A 15,861-nucleotide genomic window follows, 5' to 3' on the forward strand; every position below is an offset into this window, starting at 1 on the left:
CTTCAGAGGGGCCGACTGGATTGAAAGGGCACCTCTGTGTTAATGACCCGCCATACACTTCCCTGGGGTTCAGGGTGGCCCGGCCGCCGTTTGCTGCAAGCGCCTGAGGGTCGCCGCCAGCTGCGTGGCATCCACCGGCGGCGAGAACAGAAACCCCTGGCCGCGCTGGCAGCCCAGCGCCAGAAGAGCGGCGCGCTGCGCTGGGGTCTCGACGCCCTCGGCGGTCAGGGTCAGGCCATGCTCGGCGGCCAGTGCCACGACCGCTTGCAGCACCGTTTGCCCGAGCGGGGGCCGTCCACCCGGCGCCCCCAGCCCCCGTACGTAGGCCCGGTCAATCTTGAGGTCACTCAGGGCCACCTCGCCCAGATGGGCCAGCGCGGCCAGGCCGGCCCCAAAATCGTCAAGGCCAACCCGGACGCCCAGGCTGCGCAGCGCCATGACCTGCGCGCTTAGGGCGGGGCCGGAATCAGCCAGGTCACCTGTGAGGTCCAGCTGAAGCTGGCCTGGCGTCAGGCCCTCCTCGGCCAGGGCGCGGCCCACGGCCTCGGGCCACCCCGGTTGCGTCAGCTGGCCTGGCGACACATTGACGCACAGGGTCAGGCCCACAAGCCCCGCTGCGGGCCAGCGCGCCGCTTCGGCCAGGGCGGTGCGCAGGACCCAGTCTCCCAGGGGTCCTGACAGCCCACAGGCTTCGGCCAGCGGCACAAACACGTTCGGCCCAATTGACCCGGACGCTGGATGCACCCAGCGGGCCAGCGCCTCGGCCGCCAGGGGACGGCCACTGCGCAGGTCACAGATAGGCTGAAAGGCCAGGTGCAGTTCGCCCCGCGCCAGGGCCAACCGCAGGTCGCGCTCCAGCACCGGGCGCTCCAGCACGGCTGCGGCGCCCGGCAACAGACCCGGCTGCTCCTCGGTGTCGCCCGCCAGATGCAGGCCCCCCCGGCCCCGGCGCTTGACGCGGTACATGGCCTGGTCAGCGCGCAGCAGCAGCGCCCGGCCATCGGCCCCGTCCTCGGGAAAGCGGCTGACCCCCACACTGACACTCAGGGGCAGCGGCTCCGTGCGCAGGACAAAGGGACTGCCCAGCGCCGCCACCACGCGCGCGGCTGCCTGCGCGGCCTCGGCCACCGAGTCGGCGCCTGGCCACAGGGGCAGCAGCAGGACAAACTCGTCCCCACTGACGCGCGTCAGGTCGCCGCCCGCTGCCAGGGGCCGCAGGCGCTCGGCCACCAGCCCGAGTAGCTGGTCGCCAGCGGCGTGGCCATGCGCGTCGTTGACGGCCTTGAATCCGTCGAGGTCCAGAAACAGGGTCACGAACGGCGCGCCTGTCTCGACCCTGGCCTCCAGGGCAGCGTCCAGCGCTGCGCGGTTGCCCAGGCCCGTCAGCGGGTCTGTCAGGGCCAGGCGCGCCAGTTCCTGATTGCTGGCCTGTGTGGACCGCAGCGCCCGGCGCAACCGGAGCGTCACGCGCGCCGATAGGTACACCGTGCCGCACACCAGGCACAGCTGGGCCAGCCCAAACCACACCACCGGCCCGGCCCGCGCGCCCTGCGGGGTCAGGGCAAACGTGACCGCCAGCACCAGCAGCGCCAGTGGCATGCCAGCGCCGGCCGCGCGCGCAGCGGCACTGGTCCGCATGCTGGCCTCCAGCATGGGCACCGTCAGGGTCCAGGCCATCAGCGTGGCCAGGTCCAGTACCACCCGTTCGGGCGTCGCCACCACAAAGAGGGCCACGCTCAGCCGCCCCAGCAGAAAGACGGCGTTGACCACGATCAGGAGCGACACCAGCGTTCGGCGCCCCGCCTGGCCCAGCGCCCCCAGCAGCGCCAGCCCCAGCATGCTCGTCAGGGTTGCGCCCCCCAGTAGCCAGTCCAGTGGCGTCACCAGATTCGGCAGCAGCGCCCCTTGCCACAGGGAGAGCGTATGACCCAGCAGAATGCCGCCCAGGGTGGTCCAGAGGGTGCCCGCCGCGTGCGGGAGCGCCGGGGCCGCACGCCCCGTCTCCCCGGTCTGTGCTGTGGCCGGTTGATTCATCGCCTCTGCTGACGGTAGCAGGTCTGCACTTACCAGACCGCGACGAATTTGACCCCAAAGCGCCGGGCGCCGCTGACCTCCGCTGTCACGCTGTAACTGCCCACCCGGTATTCCAGCTCGGCATAGGGACCGGCGCCCTCGCCCCAGCGGTAGCCGCCGCCCAGCCGCAGCGGCCGGCCCTCGCCGCTCTGCCAGGGCAGCGCCGCGCGCAGGCCCAGCTGCGCCCCCGCGCGGTCCTGAGCGCCCGATACCTGCACGTAGTCGGCGGGAATCAGCGTGGCCCCCCAGGCCCAGGTCCAGCCGTCCGGCGCGCGGCTGGCCCGTCCCCAGACCTCGCCGTAGCCTCCCAGCGCCACGGCCCCGCCCAGCAGCGGCCCACCCGAATCCAGCCCAGCGGCCAGCGTGACCGGCGCCAGATTCAGCGCCCCCAGGTTCAGGGCCGCGCCCAGGCCTGCGTAGCTGCCCCCGTCCGGCCCCACCCCCCGGCGCGCAGCCAGATTGACACTCCAGGCGCCTTCCCGCCAGGCCAGGCGGGTATCGCGTTCCAGACCGCCTCCGCCAGCCCGCACGCCCGCACTGACCAGACCGTTGCCCAGCAGCTCGTGGTGGGCCAGATTCCAGGTGCGTGGGGGCAGCGCCGACGGATGAGGGCGGCCCAGCCCGTCCAGGGCCGGCCCCAGGACCCAGGCCACCAGCAAAGGCGTGCGCGCGTCCACGCCCCAGCGGGCACGCATGGGCAGCAGGGTGTCATCCCAGGGAGTAATCGCTGGGGCCGGCAGCGCCATCGGGTCGGTGCGGGTCAGGGGCGCCGGGCCACCCGCCACCCCGCAGGTCAGCCCTTGCCGCTGGGCTTCACGGCGCACCCGCGCGTCGTGGCGGTTAAGCGGATAGGCGACGCAGCGCACCCCAGCTTCAGGAGAAGCGGCGGCGGGGTCACGGGCCGGCCCTTCCCCACTGGCGGGCCCCAGCTCGCGCCGCAGGCCACGCGGGCTAAGGTCAGCCAGCGCCGCGTGAGACTAGGAGTGGGTGCCGACTTCCCAGCCGGCCGCGCGCAGCTCTTTGACCTGAGCAGGAGTCAAACTCCCTGCCTGGCCCAGCCGCGACCAGATGACATAGGTGGTGCCGGGCACCCCCAATTCGCGCAGCACCGGAAAGGCCAGACGGTACACACTCTCGAAGCCGTCGTCAAACTGGATGACCGCCACCCGTTCAGCTGCGGGCGCGCGGGCCGCCTCGCTGGAGGTCACAAAGCGGTAGCCCAGGCGCCGCAGCGTTTCGACACGCCGCTGTAGCGCCTCTGGAGCAATGCCCAATGACGCGCCGCCCCCAGCGCCTACCTGGTGAAACACAAGCACCATCGGCTTGGCCTGTACCGGCCCCGAGAGGCTCAGCATCAGCGCCAGACCGAGCAGCAGACGTAGGAGCAGAGCGCTGCGCAAGAGCCATCCACAATGAGAAAACATAAGGTCTGCTCAAGAGGCTAGCAGGGTTTTCCCACCGGATTCTTACTTTAAGGACTCTGCTTCTCCGTCAGGGAACAACGAAACCGGCCGCCTGGGCATCTGCCCACAGCGGCCAGTCTCTGCCCGGTTGGTTTTACTTCATGCCTGTCTGGATGCGGCTGTACACCTCATCCAGGCCGCCCACGCCGTCCACCCGGTACAGGTGCCCGCGCCCAGAGTAATAGTCAATCAGCGGCTGGGTCTGCTCGCGGTAAACCTGCTGGCGCCTGCGGGCGACCTCTTCGGTGTCGTCGCTGCGCACCGCCTCGCCGCGCGCCGCTGCCTGCCGGCCCCGCTCCACGATGCGGCCGACCAGCACCTCATCGGGCACCTCCAGCAGGGGCACCGCACTGACCGGCGCGCCCAGTTCTTCCAGCAGCATGTCCAGGGCCTGCGCCTGGGGGGTAGTACGCGGAAAACCATCAAAAATCACGCGCACCGGCTCCATATCGGCGAGTTTGTCCCGAATCAGGGCAATCAGAATCTCGTCGGGCACCAGGCCCCCAGCGTCGTAAATAGGCTTGACCTGCTGGCCCAGATCGGTGCCGCGCGCCATATGGTCGCGCAGAATGTCCCCGGTGCTGATTTTTACCAGGCCCTTGTCCTGCGCCAGCCGCTCCGCCTGCGTGCCTTTGCCCGCGCCGGGCGGCCCCAGGAAGATAACGACGTTGTGTTTGGATTGAGTCACTTCTGCGTCCTCCATTCTGTTCCAGCATAGTGTCTAAAGGGCACGTTTGGGCCACTCCCTATCTGCCTGCCCCCTGTTCCCAGAGGGGTGACGAGGCCAGAAAAAGCCGTCCCCCACCGGGAGGGACGGCCCGCACGCAGCACCTTCAGTTGTCGCGGTTCATGCGGCCACGAATGCGGCCTTTCGAGATAAAGCCGTCGTAGCGGCGCACGGTCAGCTGGGCTTCAAGCTGCTTCAGGGTTTCGAGCGCCACACCCACAATGATCAGCAGGCCCGTGCCACTGAACTGGAAGGTCGTGATGTTCGTGGCACTCTGCACCAGCTGCGGCAGCACCGTCAGCACCACCAGGAAGATGGCGCCCCACAGGCTCAGGCGGCTGCTGATGGTGCCCAGGAACTCGGCGGTGGGCGTCCCCGGACGAACGCCCGGAATGAACCCGCCTGCTTCGCGCAGCTGCTCGGCAATGCGTTTGGGGTCAAACTGCACGCTGTTGTACAGGTACGTGAAGCCGAAAATCAGCAGGGCTTCCAGCGCGATGTAGCCAGGCTGCCCAAAGGTCAGGTACGTCTGGATAAACGCATTGACCTGAGGCGCGCGCTCCGCCGTGGCGCTGGCAATCAGGTTGGGGATAATCAGCATGGCGCTGGCAAAGATGACCGGAATCACGCCCGCCTGGTTGACCTTGATCGGCAACCAGGTGGCCTGACCGGCGCCGCGCGCCTGCCCGGCCGCACCGCCACGGGCGCGGGCGTAGGTGACGGGCACCCGGCGCTCGGCCTGGTACACGTACACGATGCCCGCAATGGTCACCAGTACCACGGCGCCAAAGGCGAGCAGGCGCAGCAGCCAGTTGCCATCTGGGTCAGCGCGCACCAGCGCCGCTGTGTTGGCAATCTCGCCGGGATACATGGCGATAATCCCGGCGGTGATAATCAGGCTGATGCCGTTGCCCACGCCGACTTCGGTCATGCGCTCGCCCAGCCACATGGTAAAGGCCACGCCCGCCACCTGGGTCAGCACCATCACGATGATGGTAAACAGCCCTGGCGTCCAGCCCACGGCGATAAAGCTGGGGTTGGCATTGATGTACAGCGCGAAAAACAGCGCCTGCACCGCGCCCAGCCCCACCGCCGCGTAGCGGGTGTACTGGTTGATTTTCTTGCGGCCTTCTTCCCCTTCCTTGGAGAGTTTCTCCAGGGCCGGGATGGTGGTCGTCATCAGCTGAATGACGATGCTGGCCGTGATGTACGGCAGCACGCCCAGCGCGAAGATCGAGAACTGCGAAAGATTGCCGCCCGAAATCATGCTGATCAGGCCAAAAAGGCCGGCTGAGTCTGCGTTACTCAGCGCGGCCCCGTTCACCCCTGGTGTGGGAATGCTGCTCCCCAGCCGGTACACGGCGAGGAGCAGCAGGGTGAAGACAATCTTCCGCCGAAGCTCCGGAATCCGGAATGCGTCGCGGAAGGCGCGCAGCATTTACTCTGCCTTCTCGGCTTCGTTCGCTTCGGGCAGGATGACCTTGCCGCCAGCCGCTTCCACGGCCTTGATGGCGCCTTCGCTGGCCGCGTCCACATGGATGGTCACGGCGCGGCTGATTTCGCCGCCGCCCAGCAGCTTAACAGCGCGGTTCTTGCGGCGCACCAGGCCCGCGAGTTCCAGCACATTGCGGTCAATGGTGCCGTCTTCAATGTTGGCCAGTTGTGCCAGGTTCACCACTTCAAAAGTGATGCCCACATTGTTAAAGCCCTTCTTGGGCAGGCGGGCGATCAGGCGGCTGCGGCCACCCTCAAAGAAGCTGCCCTTGCCCGCGCCGCTGCGCGACTTCTGGCCCTTGTGACCACGGCCGGCCGTCTTGTCGGTGCCGCCGGGACCACGGCCCACGCGCTTGCGGTTCTTGCGGCTGCCCGCGTGGGGCGTCAGTTCGTGAAGTTTCATTCTTGCACCTCCAGCAGGTGCTTGACGGTGTTCACCATGCCGCGCACGGCGGGCGTGTCATGCAGCTCACGGCTGTCGCCGATCTTCTTGAGGCCCAGCGCCTGCACGGTCTTGACCTGGTAGCCAGGGCGACCGATGACGCTGCGCTTGAGGGTAACTTTCATTGGGCGCCTCCGGTGGGCTGCACCTCGCCGCGCAGGGCACGAACCTGCTTGGCGGTGCGGAGGTTCTTGAGGCCGTCGAACACGGCGTAGGCCACGTTCACCTTGTTGCGGCTGCCCAGTTCCTTGGACAGCAGGTTGGTGATGCCGGCCAGTTCGGCGATGCTGCGGGGCACGGTGCCCGCAATCACGCCGGTACCGGGGCCGGCAGGCTTGAGCAGCACGCGGCTGGTGCTGTTTTCGCCCACGATGTCGTGGGGAATGGTGCCGTTTTCCACGGGCACGCTGATCATGTTCTTGCGGGCGATGCTCTTGGCTTTTTCAATGGCCACGGGCACTTCCTTGGCCTTGCCAATCCCCATGCCCACGCGGCCGTTGCGGTCGCCCAGAATGACGAGCGCGGCGAAGCGGAAGCGGCGCCCGCCCTGGTAGGTCTTGGAGGTGCGGTTGACAAACAGCATCTTCTCTTCGAATTCGCTGCTCTCGCGCTCCGCGTTGCGGTCATTACGACGATTAAAAGTCAAGGCCACCCTCCCGCGCCGCGTCTGCCAGCGCCTTCACGCGTCCGTGGTAGCGGAACTGACCACGGTCAAAAACCACCGTCTTGACGCCTTTGGCGGCGGCTGCTTCGGCCAGGGCCTTGCCCACGGCGGCGGCGGTGTCGGTCTTGGTGCCCGTCTTGACAGCGGCCGAGGAAGCCGCAGCGAGGGTGATGCCCTTGCTGTCGTCGATAATCTGGGCGTAAATGTGCTTGCTGGAGCGGTACACGCTGAGGCGCAGGCGCTCGCCGGCGGCCTGCCGCACCTTGCGGCGGGCGCGCAGCTTGCGGCGCGTGGTCGTCTGGGTCGCCATTATTTCTTCCCTTTGCCGCCGGTGGCACCAGCCTTACCGGCCTTGAGGCTGATCTTCTCGCCAGCGAAGCGCACGCCCTTGCCGTGGTAGGCGTCAGGCTTACGGACTTTACGCACGTTGGCGGCCACCTGACCGACGAGCTGCTTGTCAATGCCGCTCACGTCAATCTTGGTGGGCTCGGGCACGGTAAAGCTCACGCCGGCCGGGGGCTCGATGATGACGGGGTGGCTGTAGCCGATGGTCATCTCCAGCGCCTTGCCGCTCAGCTTGGCGCGGAAACCCACGCCCTTGAGCTCCAGGTTGATGGTGTAGCCCTCGCTGACGCCCTTGACGGCGTTGGCCACCAGGGTGCGGGTCAGGCCGTGCAGGGCACGGTGACGCTGCTGGTCACTGGGCCGCTCCACGAGCAGGGTGTCGCCGTCGCGCGTGATGGTCAGTTCCTGGTTGTAGGGAACGGTCAGCTCGCCCTTGGGGCCTTTGACCTTAAAGAGGCCGCCTTCGGCGCTCAGGGTCACGCCGCTGGGCACAGCAATGGGTTGTCTTCCGATACGGGACATAGCTGTCCTCCTTATGCCTTAAATTCGCTTGCGCGAGGTCAGGTGAGGTGCGCCTGCTGGGATTACCAGAGAACGCAGATAACTTCGCCGCCGACGCCCTGCTTGCGGGCTTCGCGGTCGGGCAGCAGCCCCTTGCTCGTGGACACCACGGCCAGGCCCAGGCCGCGCTGGATGCGGGGCAGGTTCTCGGCACTCACGTAGGCGCGGCGGCCTGGGCGGCTGATGCGCTCAATGTGCTTGATGACCTGCTCGCGCTTGGCGCCGTACTTCAGGGTCAGGCGCAGCACGTCAAACTTCTGGCCTTCGGGCAGGGTGCGCTCGTAGGACGCCACGTAGCCTTCGGCCACGAGCAGCTTGGCGAGCTCTTCCTTGAACTTGGAGGCCGGGACATCCACGGTCTCCTTGTGGGTGCGCGTCGCGTTGCGGATGCGCGTGAGCATATCGGCGATAGGGTCACTCAACATGGAGCCTCCAGGGCTTGTGTTGATCCGGGCTGGTTCCTGTACGCAGGCCTGCTCCCGGCAGGTGGCCCGGCCCCAGACAAGGCTGGCGGACGGGCACGCTTCTCCCCAAGTCGAATGTGGGCTGCTGGGCAGCGCCTTCTCCTGTTGGGTCTTCTCCTCCACCAGACGATGACAGGCCAAAGGGGCCAGTTCGTATCCGGGGGGCACAGCGCCGGGCCAAGACAGAAGTCGAGACACGGCAATTGGAGAGTGTAATGCAGCGGTCCTTAAAAAGCAATTGGAGCCTTTGGCCGTACGGGCGCCTAGGGTGGTTCAGCTGAACTGGCACCCTGGAGGATTAGGCCTATGAAAAAAATGACTTCTCTACTCTGCTTCGCTGCTTTAGCCAGCGCCCTTACGGCGTGTGCTCCCGGCTCGCTCCGAAACGTATTCGGCAACCCCTGGAAGAACGAACCCCTCGTGCAGTTGGTGGGGCAAAACATCGCAGTCGTCACTTCACGTTTCCGCGCAGAGCGCATTGATCACACGCTGGGCTACACTGAATACTTCATCGAATACTGTGGTCAGACCGGCCGAACAATCACCACCCAGGACTATTCAGGCCGCTACTTCTCTGAAGCGGAGCGGGTCTGCGGTTGGGATATTTTCAGAACCGACAAGGCAGGCCTCATCACCGCCTACTACGAGCGTGGCAATTACAGCGCCCGGCCCTATATCGTCGATGATTTTAAAGACCTATTGAAATAGAAGGCCAGGTCAGAAACTCAAAAGCCCCCTCGCATTGGAGGGGGCTTTGTGTTGCTGGGGCTTACCAGCTGCTCTTCTTCACGCCGGGCAGTTCGCCCTTGTGCGCCATCTCACGGATGCAGATGCGGCACATGCCGAAGAAGCGGTAGTAACCGCGCGCGCGGCCACAGCGGCTGCAACGGTTGTAGTTCTGCACGGCAAATTTATGGCCGCGCGCTGCTTTGACAACTTTCGAGGTGTTCGCCATAACGCTTCCTTATTTCCGGAACGGGAGGCCCATCGCCTGGAGCAGCGCGCGGGCTTCCTCGTCGGTCTTGGCGGTGGTGACAATCGTGATGTCCATGCCGCGCACCTTGTCCACCATGTCGTAGGTGATTTCGGGGAAAATCAGCTGCTCTTTGATGCCCAGGTTGTAGTTGCCACGGCCGTCAAAGGCGTTGGGGTTGACGCCCTTGAAGTCACGGATACGGGGCAGGCCGATGTTGATCAGCTTTTCCAGGAACACGTACATGCGCTCGCCGCGCAGCGTGACCTTGATGCCGACCGGCATCCCCTGCCGCAGCTTGAAGTTGCTGATGCTCTTCTTCGCCTTGGTCACGATGGGCTTTTGCAGGGTGATCAGGCCCAGCTCCTTGGCCGCCTTGTCGATGGCCTTGCTGTCTTCCTTGCTGGAGCCGAGGCCCTCGTTGATCACGATTTTCTCGATGCGTGGCGCCGCCATCACCGAGGTGTAACCGAACTGCTGCACCAAGCTGGGGCGCACCTGCTCGTTGTATTTGGTCTTGAGGGTCTGCATGTTGCCTCGCTTCGCGCGGAAAAAGGCCGCGCAGGGCACCCATTAGGCGGGTGCCCCTGAAAGTCAGTCGATGTTCTTGCCGCTGGCCACAGCCACGCGGACTTTCTTGCCGTCCACAATCGCCTTGCGGATGCGGGTCGCCTTGCCGGTTTCAGGGTCGACGATGGCGACTTTGCTGGCGTGCAGGGCCAGCTCGCGCTGTTCCTGGCCGCCCTGGGGGCTGGCGGGGCTGGGCTTGACGTTCTTGGTGACGAGGTTCACGCCTTCCACGACGACCTTCTGGTCGCGCGGCAGGGCGAGCAGCACCTTACCGGTCTGGCCTTTGTGCTTACCGCTCAGAACGATGACGGTGTCACCCTTCTTGACGTGCAGCTTGTCGTTGTGGTGGCTACCAGCGCTGGGACGGGGCATTACAGCACCTCCGGGGCCAGGGACACGATCTTCATGAAGCGACGGTCACGCAGCTCGCGGGCCACTGGCCCGAAGACGCGGGTGCCGCGGGGCTCGCCCTGGTTGTTGATGATGACGGCGGCGTTCTTGTCAAAGCGGATGGTGCTGCCGTCGGCACGCTTGATGGCGTGTGACGTACGCACGACCACGGCCTTGACCACGTCGCCCGCCTTGACGGTGCCGCGGGGCGCGGCGTCCTTGACGCTGGCGACAATAATGTCCCCCACGTGGGCGTAGCGCTTGTTGCCGCCGCCCCCGGTGGTCAGACCCTTACCGCCAATGCCGCTGTTCAGCACGCGGATGCACATGATTTCACGTGCGCCGCTGTTGTCCGCCACGTCCAGGCGGGACTGGGGCATGATCATGCGGCACCACCTTCAGTCTCCACGGCGGTGGTTTCAATGCCGCGGGGACGCTCGACCAGCTTGGTGACTTTCCAGGTCTTGGTCTTGCTGATGGGACGCACCGCGATAATCTCGACGCGGTCACCAATCTTGTACTCGTTGTTCTCGTCGTGGGCCGCGTACTTGTGGCTGCGGGTCACGACCTTGCCGTACAGCGGGTGAGCAAACTTGCGCTCGACCTTGACGCTGACCGTCTTGTCGGCTTTGTCGCTGACGACGACGCCGGTAAAGGTCTTTTTCATGCCTGCTCTCCCTGCTTCTGGCTCAGCTCGGTGCGGATGGTGTTGAGCTGAGCGACTTCACGGCGAAGCTGCTGGACGCGGTGCGGCTGGGCCAGGGTGCCCATGGCCGCCTGGAAACGCAGTTCCATCAGTTCTTTCTTGCGGGACTCGATTTCACGCGCGAAATCGTCAGCTCCCAGGTTACGCATCTCACTGGGCTTCATCGTAAACCTCGCGCTTGACCATCTTGGTCTGGATGGGCAGCTTGTGACCGGCCAGGCGGAAGGCTTCCTTGGCCTGCTCCTCGGTCACGCCGGACACTTCGAACATCACGCGGCCGGGCTTGACGACGCTCACCCAGTACTCCACGGCCCCTTTCCCCTTACCCATTCGGGTTTCGGCGGGCTTTTTCGTCACGGGCTTGTCGGGGAAGATGCGGATGTAGATCTTGCCCCCACGGCGGAAGTGACGGCTCATGACGATGCGGCAGGCCTCAATCTGGTTGCTCTTGATCCAGGCAGGTTCCAGGGCGATCAGGCCGAAGTCGCCGAACGCGACGTAGTCGCCGCCCTTGGCGTCACCGGTCATCCGGCCGCGGTGCTGTTTACGGAACTTGGTGCGCTTGGGAAGAAGCATCACTCACCTCCGGGGCGGCGCCGCGCGGCGGGGCGGCGGCGGTTGGGACGGTCACCGTCTTCGCGGCGGCGCTCGTCGTTGCGGCGCTGGGGACGCGCGAAGGTCTCGGTGCGGCCACCGATGACTTCACCGGTAAAGACCATGACCTTGATGCCCAGGCTGCCGTAGGTGGTCTCGGCGCGGGCGGTGCCGTAGTCGATGTCGGCGCGCAGGGTGTGCAGGGGCACGCGGCCTTCGCGCACCATCTCGGTGCGGGCCTGCTCGGCTCCGCCCAGGCGGCCCGACAGGATGATCTTGACGCCACGGGCGCCCGATTCCATCACGCGCTGCGCGGCCTGCTTCATGGCGCGGCGGAAGGCAAAGCGGCGCTCGATCTGCTCAGCGATGCGCAGGGCGACCAGAGGCGCGCTGATGTTGGGGTTGGGGATTTCACCCACGTTCACCGCGACGGTGCCAGCCGACACCAGACGCTCGATGTCCTGGCGCAGCTCCTTGATGCTCTCGCCGCCCTTGCCGATCACGATGCCCGGCTTGGCCGCGCTGATGATCACGTTGACCTGCTGGCCAGCGCGCTCAATTTCCACGCGGGCAATGCCAGCGGCGCTGAGCTTCTTGCCGACGAGCTTGCGGATCTTCTCGTCTTCTTTCAGCAGGCCGGCGTACTGCTTCTTGCCGGCGTACCAGCGGCTGTTCCAGCCACGCGTGATGCCCAGGCGGAAGCCGTTGGGGTTGATCTTGTTGCCCATTATTTGGCTCCCTTCTCGCCCACGATGATGGTGATGTGGCTGGTGCGCTTCTTGATGATGTTGGCGCTGCCGCGCGCCCGGGGAATCAGGCGCTTGAGGGTCGGGCCGGCGTCCACGTAGGCCGCCGTGATGACCAGACGGTCTTCCAGCATCTCGTCGTTGTGCAGCGCGTTGTGCTTGGCGCTGTTCAGCACCTTGGCCACCGGCTCGCTGGCGGCGCGGGGGATAAAGCGCAGCAGGTCTTCGGCGTCACGGACGCTCTTGCCGCGGATCACGTCCACGACCAGGCGCACCTTGCGGGGGCTGATGCGCACGTACTTGGCCACGGCATAGCCGGGGCGGCGCAGCTTGACTTGCTGCTTGCGCTGCTTCTTGTTGCGGAATTCAGAGGCGGGGGCGGTCATTTCTTCTTGCTCCCCTTGGCGTTCTTGTCCGCGCCGTGACCGCGGTAGCTGCGGGTGGGGCTGAACTCGCCAAGCTTGTGGCCGATCATCTGCTCGTTGACGAACACTGGCACATGCTGCTTGCCGTTGTGGACAGCGATGGTGTGGCCAATCATTTCAGGCACGATGGTGCTGCGGCGGCTCCACGTCTTGATGACGCGCTTGTCTTTCTTGTCGTTCTGAGCGTCCACCTTTTTCAGGAGGTGGTCATCCACGAACGGGCCTTTCTTGAGGCTGCGGGGCATGCTCTACCCTCCTTACTTCCCGCCGCGGCGGGTGATGATGAAGCGGTCGCTGTTCTTGCGCTTCTTGCGGGTCTTCAGGCCCTTGGCAGGCTGGCCCCAGGGGCTGACCGGCACGCGGCCGGCGCCGGTGCGGCCTTCACCACCGCCGTGGGGGTGATCCACGGGGTTCATGGCACTGCCGCGCTGGTGTGGCTTGCGGCCCAGCCAGCGGCTGCGCCCGGCCTTACCCAGGTTGATGTTCTTGTGCTCGGCGTTGCCCACCGTGCCGATGGTCGCGTAGCACTCGCTGTGGATGCGGCGCAGTTCGCCGCTGGGCAGGCGCAGGATCACGTAGTCGCTTTCCTTGCCCTGCACCTGAATGCTGGTGCCGGCGCTGCGGGCAATCTGGGCGCCCTTGCCGGGGACCAGTTCCACGCTGTGCACGACAGCGCCCACCGGCACGAAGCGCAGCGGCAGGGCGTTGCCCAGCTTGGGCTCGGCCTCGGGGCCAGCGTTGACCATCTGGCCAACAGTCAGGCCTTCAGGGGCCAGGATGTAGCGCTTCTCGCCGTCCACGTAATGCAGCAGGGCAATGCGCGCGCTGCGGTTGGGATCGTACTCGATGGCGGCCACTTTGGCCGGCACGCCCGCCTTGCCGCGGCGCTTGAAGTCGATGACGCGGTACAGGCGCTTGTGCCCGCCGCCGATAAAGCGGCTGGTGATGCGGCCACGGTTGTTGCGGCCACCGCTCTTGGGCAGGGCTTCGGTCAGCGCCTTCTCGGGGCGCTTCTTGGTCAGTCCGCTGAAGTCCGCAGTCGTCATCTGGCGACGGCTGGGGGTATAGGGACGGTATTTCTTGACGGCCATGTCTTCAGCTCTCCTTAGGCCTGGCCCTCAAGGGCGGCAATGGTCTGGCCTTCGGCGAGGCGAACGATGGCCTTCTTGCGGTCGGCGCGCTGACCGATGAACTTGCCCACGCGCTTGCGCTTGCCGGGCACATTCATGGTGCTGATGCCAACGACCTGAACGCCGAACGCCTTCTGAATGGCGCTCTTGATGTCCGTCTTGGTGGCTTTGGGGCTGACCCAGAAGCTGTAGACGCCGCGTTCCATGCCGGCGTAAGCCTTCTCGCTGACCACCGGCGCCTGAATGATGTCGTAGTGGCTCATGCCTCTTCCCCTTCTTCCTGCGCGGGCTCCAGCACCACGGCGTCAATGACCAGGCGGTCGTGACGCAGAATGTCGTAGGCGTTCAGGCCAGCCACGGGCAGCACGGTGGCCCAGGCGACGTTGCGCGCGGCCTGACGGGCCTGTGCATCGTCGGTCACGATCAGCACGCGCTCGCTGCCGTCCATGCCGTTGTCCTTGGCCCAGCTCACAAAGCCCTTGGTCTTGCCGTCGAGGCCAAAGCCGTCCACAGCGGTCAGCTTGCCGTCTTCCTGGCGCGCGGCCAGGGCCATCGCCAGGCCCAGCTGACGCACCTTGCGGGGCAGGGTGTAGCTGTAGCTGCGGGGCTTGGGCCCGAAGGCCACGCCGCCGCCCACGAAGGTGGGGACGCTGCGGTCGCCGTGACGGGCGTTGCCCGTGCCCTTCTGGGAGAACATCTTCTTGCCCGTGGCGCTGACCTGCGCGCGGGTCTTGGTGCTGGCGGTGCCGCGGCGGCGGCTGGCCAGTTGCCAGGTCACCACGTCGTGCAGCACGCCCTTATTCACTTCCGGCAGTTCGAGGTCGATGGTGCGCCCCCCGTTCTGGCCGATGACGTTGATCTGCGCCATGTCTTACTTGCCTCCCTTGGCAGCCTGACGCAGCACGACGAGGCCACCGTTGGCGCCGGGAATTGCACCCTTGACCAGGATGATGTTCTCTTCGGCGCGAATCTCGACCACTTCGAGGTTCTGCACGGTGATGCGCTCCATGCCCATGTGGCCAGCCATGCGCTTGCCCTTGTACACGCGGCCGGGCGTCTTGCGCTGGCCGATCGAACCGGGGCGGCGGTGCCACTTCTTGGACCCGTGGCTCGCGGGACCACCCTTAAAGTTCCAGCGCTTCATCACGCCCTGGAAGCCCTTGCCCTTGCTGGTGCCGGTGGCGTCGATCTTCTCGCCTTCAGCGAAAATCTCCACGCTCACGGTGTCGCCTTCGGGGGCAAAGCCGCGGAATTCACGCAGGAAGCGCACAGGCGACACGCCGTACTTCTTGAAGTGGCCGGCCTGGGGCTTGGTGACGCTCTTTTCACGCTTGGGGGCGTAGCCGATCTGCACAGCTTCGTAGCCGTCCACAACCGAGGTCTTGCGCTGCACCACAGGGCAGGGACCCGCCAGCACCACCGTCACGGGAATGGCGCGGTCGCCCTTCCAGATCTGGGTCATGCCGATCTTGGTGCCGAGGATGCCCTTCATGCGCGGCCTCCCACCGTCTTGATCTCGATGTCCACACCGGTGGGCAGGTCGAGGGTCATGAGGCTGTCAATCGTCTTCTTGGTGGGGTTCATGATGTCCACCAGACGGTTGTGGGTGCGGATCTCGAAGTGCTCGCGGCTGTCTTTGTTGACAAAGGGGCTACGCAGCACGCAGAAGCGGCGGATGCGGGTGGGAAGGGGCACGGGGCCGCTCACATCGGCGCCGGTGCGGCGCACGGTGTCCACGATCTTGCTGGCGGACTGGTCCAGCGCCTTGTGGTCGAAGCCACGCAGTTTAATGCGGATTTTCGGGGCAACCATGTCTATTACTCCAGAACCTTGGCAACGACGCCGGCGCCGACGGTGCGGCCACCTTCGCGGATGGCGAAGCGCAGACCTTCTTCCATGGCGATGGGCTTGATCAGTTCCACGATGAACGTGATGTTGTCGCCCGGCATCACCATTTCCACGCCTTCGGGCAGTTCCACCACACCGGTCACGTCCGTCGTGCGGAAGTAGAACTGGGGACGGTACCCGCCGAAGAACGCGCTGTGACGCCCGCCTTCGTCCTTGCTCAGCACGTACACGCTGGCTTCGAACTTC

28 protein-coding genes are annotated in these 15,861 nt (G+C 65.8%); 1 reads left to right on the forward strand and 27 read right to left on the reverse strand.

Annotation, left to right across the window (positions count from 1 at the left end; genetic code table 11):
• Positions 1–69: 69 nt before the first annotated feature.
• From GO986_RS08195 to rpsH, 11 genes are all read right to left on the reverse strand, one after another.
• Complete coding sequence (locus GO986_RS08195; protein WP_157458785.1) at positions 70–2,034, reverse strand: putative bifunctional diguanylate cyclase/phosphodiesterase; 1,965 nt, start codon at positions 2,032–2,034, stop codon at positions 70–72.
• A 29-nt stretch (positions 2,035–2,063) separates the two neighbouring features.
• Complete coding sequence (locus tag GO986_RS08200; protein ID WP_157458786.1) at positions 2,064–2,939, reverse strand: hypothetical protein; 876 nt, start codon at positions 2,937–2,939, stop codon at positions 2,064–2,066.
• 111 nt (positions 2,940–3,050) lie between these two features.
• Entirely contained in the window at positions 3,051–3,473 is a 423-nt protein-coding gene (locus tag GO986_RS08205; protein WP_198170533.1) for a polysaccharide deacetylase family protein, read from the reverse strand.
• Between the two features lie 157 nt (positions 3,474–3,630).
• Positions 3,631–4,224, reverse strand: coding sequence for an adenylate kinase (locus tag GO986_RS08210; protein ID WP_369409248.1), 594 nt, complete (start codon positions 4,222–4,224; stop codon positions 3,631–3,633).
• Between the two features lie 145 nt (positions 4,225–4,369).
• Positions 4,370–5,701 carry a preprotein translocase subunit SecY gene (gene secY / locus GO986_RS08215; protein ID WP_157458789.1) on the reverse strand — a complete coding sequence of 444 codons (1,332 nt, stop codon included), beginning with the start codon at positions 5,699–5,701 and terminating at the stop codon, positions 4,370–4,372.
• A complete protein-coding gene (gene rplO, locus GO986_RS08220; RefSeq protein ID WP_157458790.1) occupies positions 5,702–6,160 on the reverse strand; it encodes a 50S ribosomal protein L15 in 459 nt (152 codons plus the stop codon).
• Positions 6,157–6,324 (reverse strand): 50S ribosomal protein L30, encoded by a 168-nt coding sequence (rpmD, locus tag GO986_RS08225; RefSeq protein WP_157458791.1) that lies wholly within the window; start codon positions 6,322–6,324, stop codon positions 6,157–6,159. The genes rplO and rpmD overlap by 4 nt, the downstream gene beginning before the upstream one ends.
• Complete coding sequence (gene rpsE, locus GO986_RS08230; protein WP_157458792.1) at positions 6,321–6,845, reverse strand: 30S ribosomal protein S5; 525 nt, start codon at positions 6,843–6,845, stop codon at positions 6,321–6,323. Before rpsE ends, rpmD begins: the two co-directional genes overlap by 4 nt.
• The gene (gene rplR / locus GO986_RS08235; RefSeq protein ID WP_157458793.1) at positions 6,835–7,173 is read right to left on the reverse strand and encodes a 50S ribosomal protein L18; all 339 of its coding nucleotides are present in this window, start codon (positions 7,171–7,173) and stop codon (positions 6,835–6,837) included. Before rplR ends, rpsE begins: the two co-directional genes overlap by 11 nt.
• Positions 7,173–7,730, reverse strand: coding sequence for a 50S ribosomal protein L6 (gene rplF / locus GO986_RS08240; protein ID WP_157458794.1), 558 nt, complete (start codon positions 7,728–7,730; stop codon positions 7,173–7,175). Before rplF ends, rplR begins: the two co-directional genes overlap by 1 nt.
• A gap of 62 nt (positions 7,731–7,792) precedes the next feature.
• Positions 7,793–8,194: a 30S ribosomal protein S8 gene (gene rpsH, locus GO986_RS08245; RefSeq protein WP_157458795.1), complete on the reverse strand. Its 402-nt coding sequence runs from the start codon at positions 8,192–8,194 to the stop codon at positions 7,793–7,795.
• 345 nt (positions 8,195–8,539) lie between these two features.
• On the opposite strand from rpsH, the gene GO986_RS08250 reads away from it, so the two are divergent.
• Positions 8,540–8,941 carry a hypothetical protein gene (locus GO986_RS08250; protein ID WP_157458796.1) on the forward strand — a complete coding sequence of 134 codons (402 nt, stop codon included), beginning with the start codon at positions 8,540–8,542 and terminating at the stop codon, positions 8,939–8,941.
• Between the two features lie 61 nt (positions 8,942–9,002).
• On the opposite strand, the gene GO986_RS08255 is transcribed toward GO986_RS08250, so the two are convergent.
• The 16 genes from GO986_RS08255 to GO986_RS08330 all read right to left on the reverse strand — a co-directional run.
• Positions 9,003–9,188: a type Z 30S ribosomal protein S14 gene (locus GO986_RS08255; protein ID WP_157458797.1), complete on the reverse strand. Its 186-nt coding sequence runs from the start codon at positions 9,186–9,188 to the stop codon at positions 9,003–9,005.
• Between the two features lie 9 nt (positions 9,189–9,197).
• Positions 9,198–9,737 (reverse strand): 50S ribosomal protein L5, encoded by a 540-nt coding sequence (rplE, locus tag GO986_RS08260; RefSeq protein ID WP_157458798.1) that lies wholly within the window; start codon positions 9,735–9,737, stop codon positions 9,198–9,200.
• Between the two features lie 63 nt (positions 9,738–9,800).
• Positions 9,801–10,148: a 50S ribosomal protein L24 gene (rplX, locus tag GO986_RS08265; RefSeq protein ID WP_157458799.1), complete on the reverse strand. Its 348-nt coding sequence runs from the start codon at positions 10,146–10,148 to the stop codon at positions 9,801–9,803.
• Entirely contained in the window at positions 10,148–10,552 is a 405-nt protein-coding gene (gene rplN, locus GO986_RS08270; protein ID WP_022800312.1) for a 50S ribosomal protein L14, read from the reverse strand. Before rplN ends, rplX begins: the two co-directional genes overlap by 1 nt.
• Positions 10,549–10,833: a 30S ribosomal protein S17 gene (rpsQ, locus tag GO986_RS08275; protein ID WP_157458800.1), complete on the reverse strand. Its 285-nt coding sequence runs from the start codon at positions 10,831–10,833 to the stop codon at positions 10,549–10,551. Before rpsQ ends, rplN begins: the two co-directional genes overlap by 4 nt.
• Positions 10,830–11,036: a 50S ribosomal protein L29 gene (gene rpmC, locus GO986_RS08280; RefSeq protein WP_157458801.1), complete on the reverse strand. Its 207-nt coding sequence runs from the start codon at positions 11,034–11,036 to the stop codon at positions 10,830–10,832. Before rpmC ends, rpsQ begins: the two co-directional genes overlap by 4 nt.
• On the reverse strand, positions 11,023–11,448 hold the full coding sequence (gene rplP / locus GO986_RS08285) for a 50S ribosomal protein L16 (RefSeq protein WP_046843208.1): 426 nt from the start codon (positions 11,446–11,448) through the stop codon (positions 11,023–11,025). Before rplP ends, rpmC begins: the two co-directional genes overlap by 14 nt.
• Positions 11,448–12,194, reverse strand: coding sequence for a 30S ribosomal protein S3 (gene rpsC / locus GO986_RS08290; RefSeq protein WP_157458802.1), 747 nt, complete (start codon positions 12,192–12,194; stop codon positions 11,448–11,450). The genes rplP and rpsC overlap by 1 nt, the downstream gene beginning before the upstream one ends.
• On the reverse strand, positions 12,194–12,598 hold the full coding sequence (rplV, locus tag GO986_RS08295; RefSeq protein ID WP_157458803.1) for a 50S ribosomal protein L22: 405 nt from the start codon (positions 12,596–12,598) through the stop codon (positions 12,194–12,196). The genes rpsC and rplV overlap by 1 nt, the downstream gene beginning before the upstream one ends.
• Positions 12,595–12,882 carry a 30S ribosomal protein S19 gene (gene rpsS / locus GO986_RS08300; RefSeq protein ID WP_157458804.1) on the reverse strand — a complete coding sequence of 96 codons (288 nt, stop codon included), beginning with the start codon at positions 12,880–12,882 and terminating at the stop codon, positions 12,595–12,597. The genes rplV and rpsS overlap by 4 nt, the downstream gene beginning before the upstream one ends.
• Before the next feature lie 12 nt (positions 12,883–12,894).
• Complete coding sequence (gene rplB / locus GO986_RS08305) at positions 12,895–13,728, reverse strand: 50S ribosomal protein L2 (protein WP_157458805.1); 834 nt, start codon at positions 13,726–13,728, stop codon at positions 12,895–12,897.
• Between the two features lie 14 nt (positions 13,729–13,742).
• Positions 13,743–14,030 carry a 50S ribosomal protein L23 gene (locus GO986_RS08310; RefSeq protein WP_157458806.1) on the reverse strand — a complete coding sequence of 96 codons (288 nt, stop codon included), beginning with the start codon at positions 14,028–14,030 and terminating at the stop codon, positions 13,743–13,745.
• Positions 14,027–14,635, reverse strand: a complete 609-nt coding sequence (gene rplD / locus GO986_RS08315) for a 50S ribosomal protein L4 (RefSeq protein ID WP_157458807.1) — start codon at positions 14,633–14,635, stop codon at positions 14,027–14,029. The genes GO986_RS08310 and rplD overlap by 4 nt, the downstream gene beginning before the upstream one ends.
• Before the next feature lie 3 nt (positions 14,636–14,638).
• Positions 14,639–15,259 (reverse strand): 50S ribosomal protein L3, encoded by a 621-nt coding sequence (rplC, locus tag GO986_RS08320; RefSeq protein ID WP_157458808.1) that lies wholly within the window; start codon positions 15,257–15,259, stop codon positions 14,639–14,641.
• Positions 15,256–15,579 (reverse strand): 30S ribosomal protein S10, encoded by a 324-nt coding sequence (rpsJ, locus tag GO986_RS08325; protein WP_014685998.1) that lies wholly within the window; start codon positions 15,577–15,579, stop codon positions 15,256–15,258. Before rpsJ ends, rplC begins: the two co-directional genes overlap by 4 nt.
• A gap of 5 nt (positions 15,580–15,584) precedes the next feature.
• Positions 15,585–15,861 (reverse strand): EF-Tu C-terminal domain-related protein (locus GO986_RS08330; protein ID WP_500778869.1); only part of this gene is annotated, 277 nt, incomplete at its 5' end.

Source organism: Deinococcus arboris (genome assembly GCF_009755355.1).
GTDB classification, from domain to species: domain Bacteria; phylum Deinococcota; class Deinococci; order Deinococcales; family Deinococcaceae; genus Deinococcus; species Deinococcus betulae.

What these genes read in the sequence shown, in the direction of transcription:
- GO986_RS08250 (WP_157458796.1), top strand. Translation starts at nt 8,540, where the DNA reads ATGAAAAAAATGACTTCTCTACTCTGCTTCGCTGCTTTAGCCAGCGCC.
- secY (WP_157458789.1), bottom strand. Translation starts at nt 5,701, where the DNA reads ATGCTGCGCGCCTTCCGCGACGCATTCCGGATTCCGGAGCTTCGGCGG.
- rplE (WP_157458798.1), bottom strand. Translation starts at nt 9,737, where the DNA reads ATGCAGACCCTCAAGACCAAATACAACGAGCAGGTGCGCCCCAGCTTG.
- GO986_RS08255 (WP_157458797.1), bottom strand. Translation starts at nt 9,188, where the DNA reads ATGGCGAACACCTCGAAAGTTGTCAAAGCAGCGCGCGGCCATAAATTT.
- rpsH (WP_157458795.1), bottom strand. Translation starts at nt 8,194, where the DNA reads ATGTTGAGTGACCCTATCGCCGATATGCTCACGCGCATCCGCAACGCG.
- rpsQ (WP_157458800.1), bottom strand. Translation starts at nt 10,833, where the DNA reads ATGAAAAAGACCTTTACCGGCGTCGTCGTCAGCGACAAAGCCGACAAG.
- GO986_RS08310 (WP_157458806.1), bottom strand. Translation starts at nt 14,030, where the DNA reads ATGAGCCACTACGACATCATTCAGGCGCCGGTGGTCAGCGAGAAGGCT.
- GO986_RS08195 (WP_157458785.1), bottom strand. Translation starts at nt 2,034, where the DNA reads ATGAATCAACCGGCCACAGCACAGACCGGGGAGACGGGGCGTGCGGCC.
- rpmD (WP_157458791.1), bottom strand. Translation starts at nt 6,324, where the DNA reads ATGAAAGTTACCCTCAAGCGCAGCGTCATCGGTCGCCCTGGCTACCAG.
- rplV (WP_157458803.1), bottom strand. Translation starts at nt 12,598, where the DNA reads ATGACCGCCCCCGCCTCTGAATTCCGCAACAAGAAGCAGCGCAAGCAG.
- rpsC (WP_157458802.1), bottom strand. Translation starts at nt 12,194, where the DNA reads ATGGGCAACAAGATCAACCCCAACGGCTTCCGCCTGGGCATCACGCGT.
- rplF (WP_157458794.1), bottom strand. Translation starts at nt 7,730, where the DNA reads ATGTCCCGTATCGGAAGACAACCCATTGCTGTGCCCAGCGGCGTGACC.
- rplR (WP_157458793.1), bottom strand. Translation starts at nt 7,173, where the DNA reads ATGGCGACCCAGACGACCACGCGCCGCAAGCTGCGCGCCCGCCGCAAG.
- rplC (WP_157458808.1), bottom strand. Translation starts at nt 15,259, where the DNA reads ATGAAGGGCATCCTCGGCACCAAGATCGGCATGACCCAGATCTGGAAG.
- rplD (WP_157458807.1), bottom strand. Translation starts at nt 14,635, where the DNA reads ATGGCGCAGATCAACGTCATCGGCCAGAACGGGGGGCGCACCATCGAC.
- rpsS (WP_157458804.1), bottom strand. Translation starts at nt 12,882, where the DNA reads ATGCCCCGCAGCCTCAAGAAAGGCCCGTTCGTGGATGACCACCTCCTG.
- rplO (WP_157458790.1), bottom strand. Translation starts at nt 6,160, where the DNA reads ATGAAACTTCACGAACTGACGCCCCACGCGGGCAGCCGCAAGAACCGC.
- rpmC (WP_157458801.1), bottom strand. Translation starts at nt 11,036, where the DNA reads ATGAAGCCCAGTGAGATGCGTAACCTGGGAGCTGACGATTTCGCGCGT.
- rpsJ (WP_014685998.1), bottom strand. Translation starts at nt 15,579, where the DNA reads ATGGTTGCCCCGAAAATCCGCATTAAACTGCGTGGCTTCGACCACAAG.
- rplP (WP_046843208.1), bottom strand. Translation starts at nt 11,448, where the DNA reads ATGCTTCTTCCCAAGCGCACCAAGTTCCGTAAACAGCACCGCGGCCGG.
- rplN (WP_022800312.1), bottom strand. Translation starts at nt 10,552, where the DNA reads ATGATCATGCCCCAGTCCCGCCTGGACGTGGCGGACAACAGCGGCGCA.
- rplX (WP_157458799.1), bottom strand. Translation starts at nt 10,148, where the DNA reads ATGCCCCGTCCCAGCGCTGGTAGCCACCACAACGACAAGCTGCACGTC.
- rplB (WP_157458805.1), bottom strand. Translation starts at nt 13,728, where the DNA reads ATGGCCGTCAAGAAATACCGTCCCTATACCCCCAGCCGTCGCCAGATG.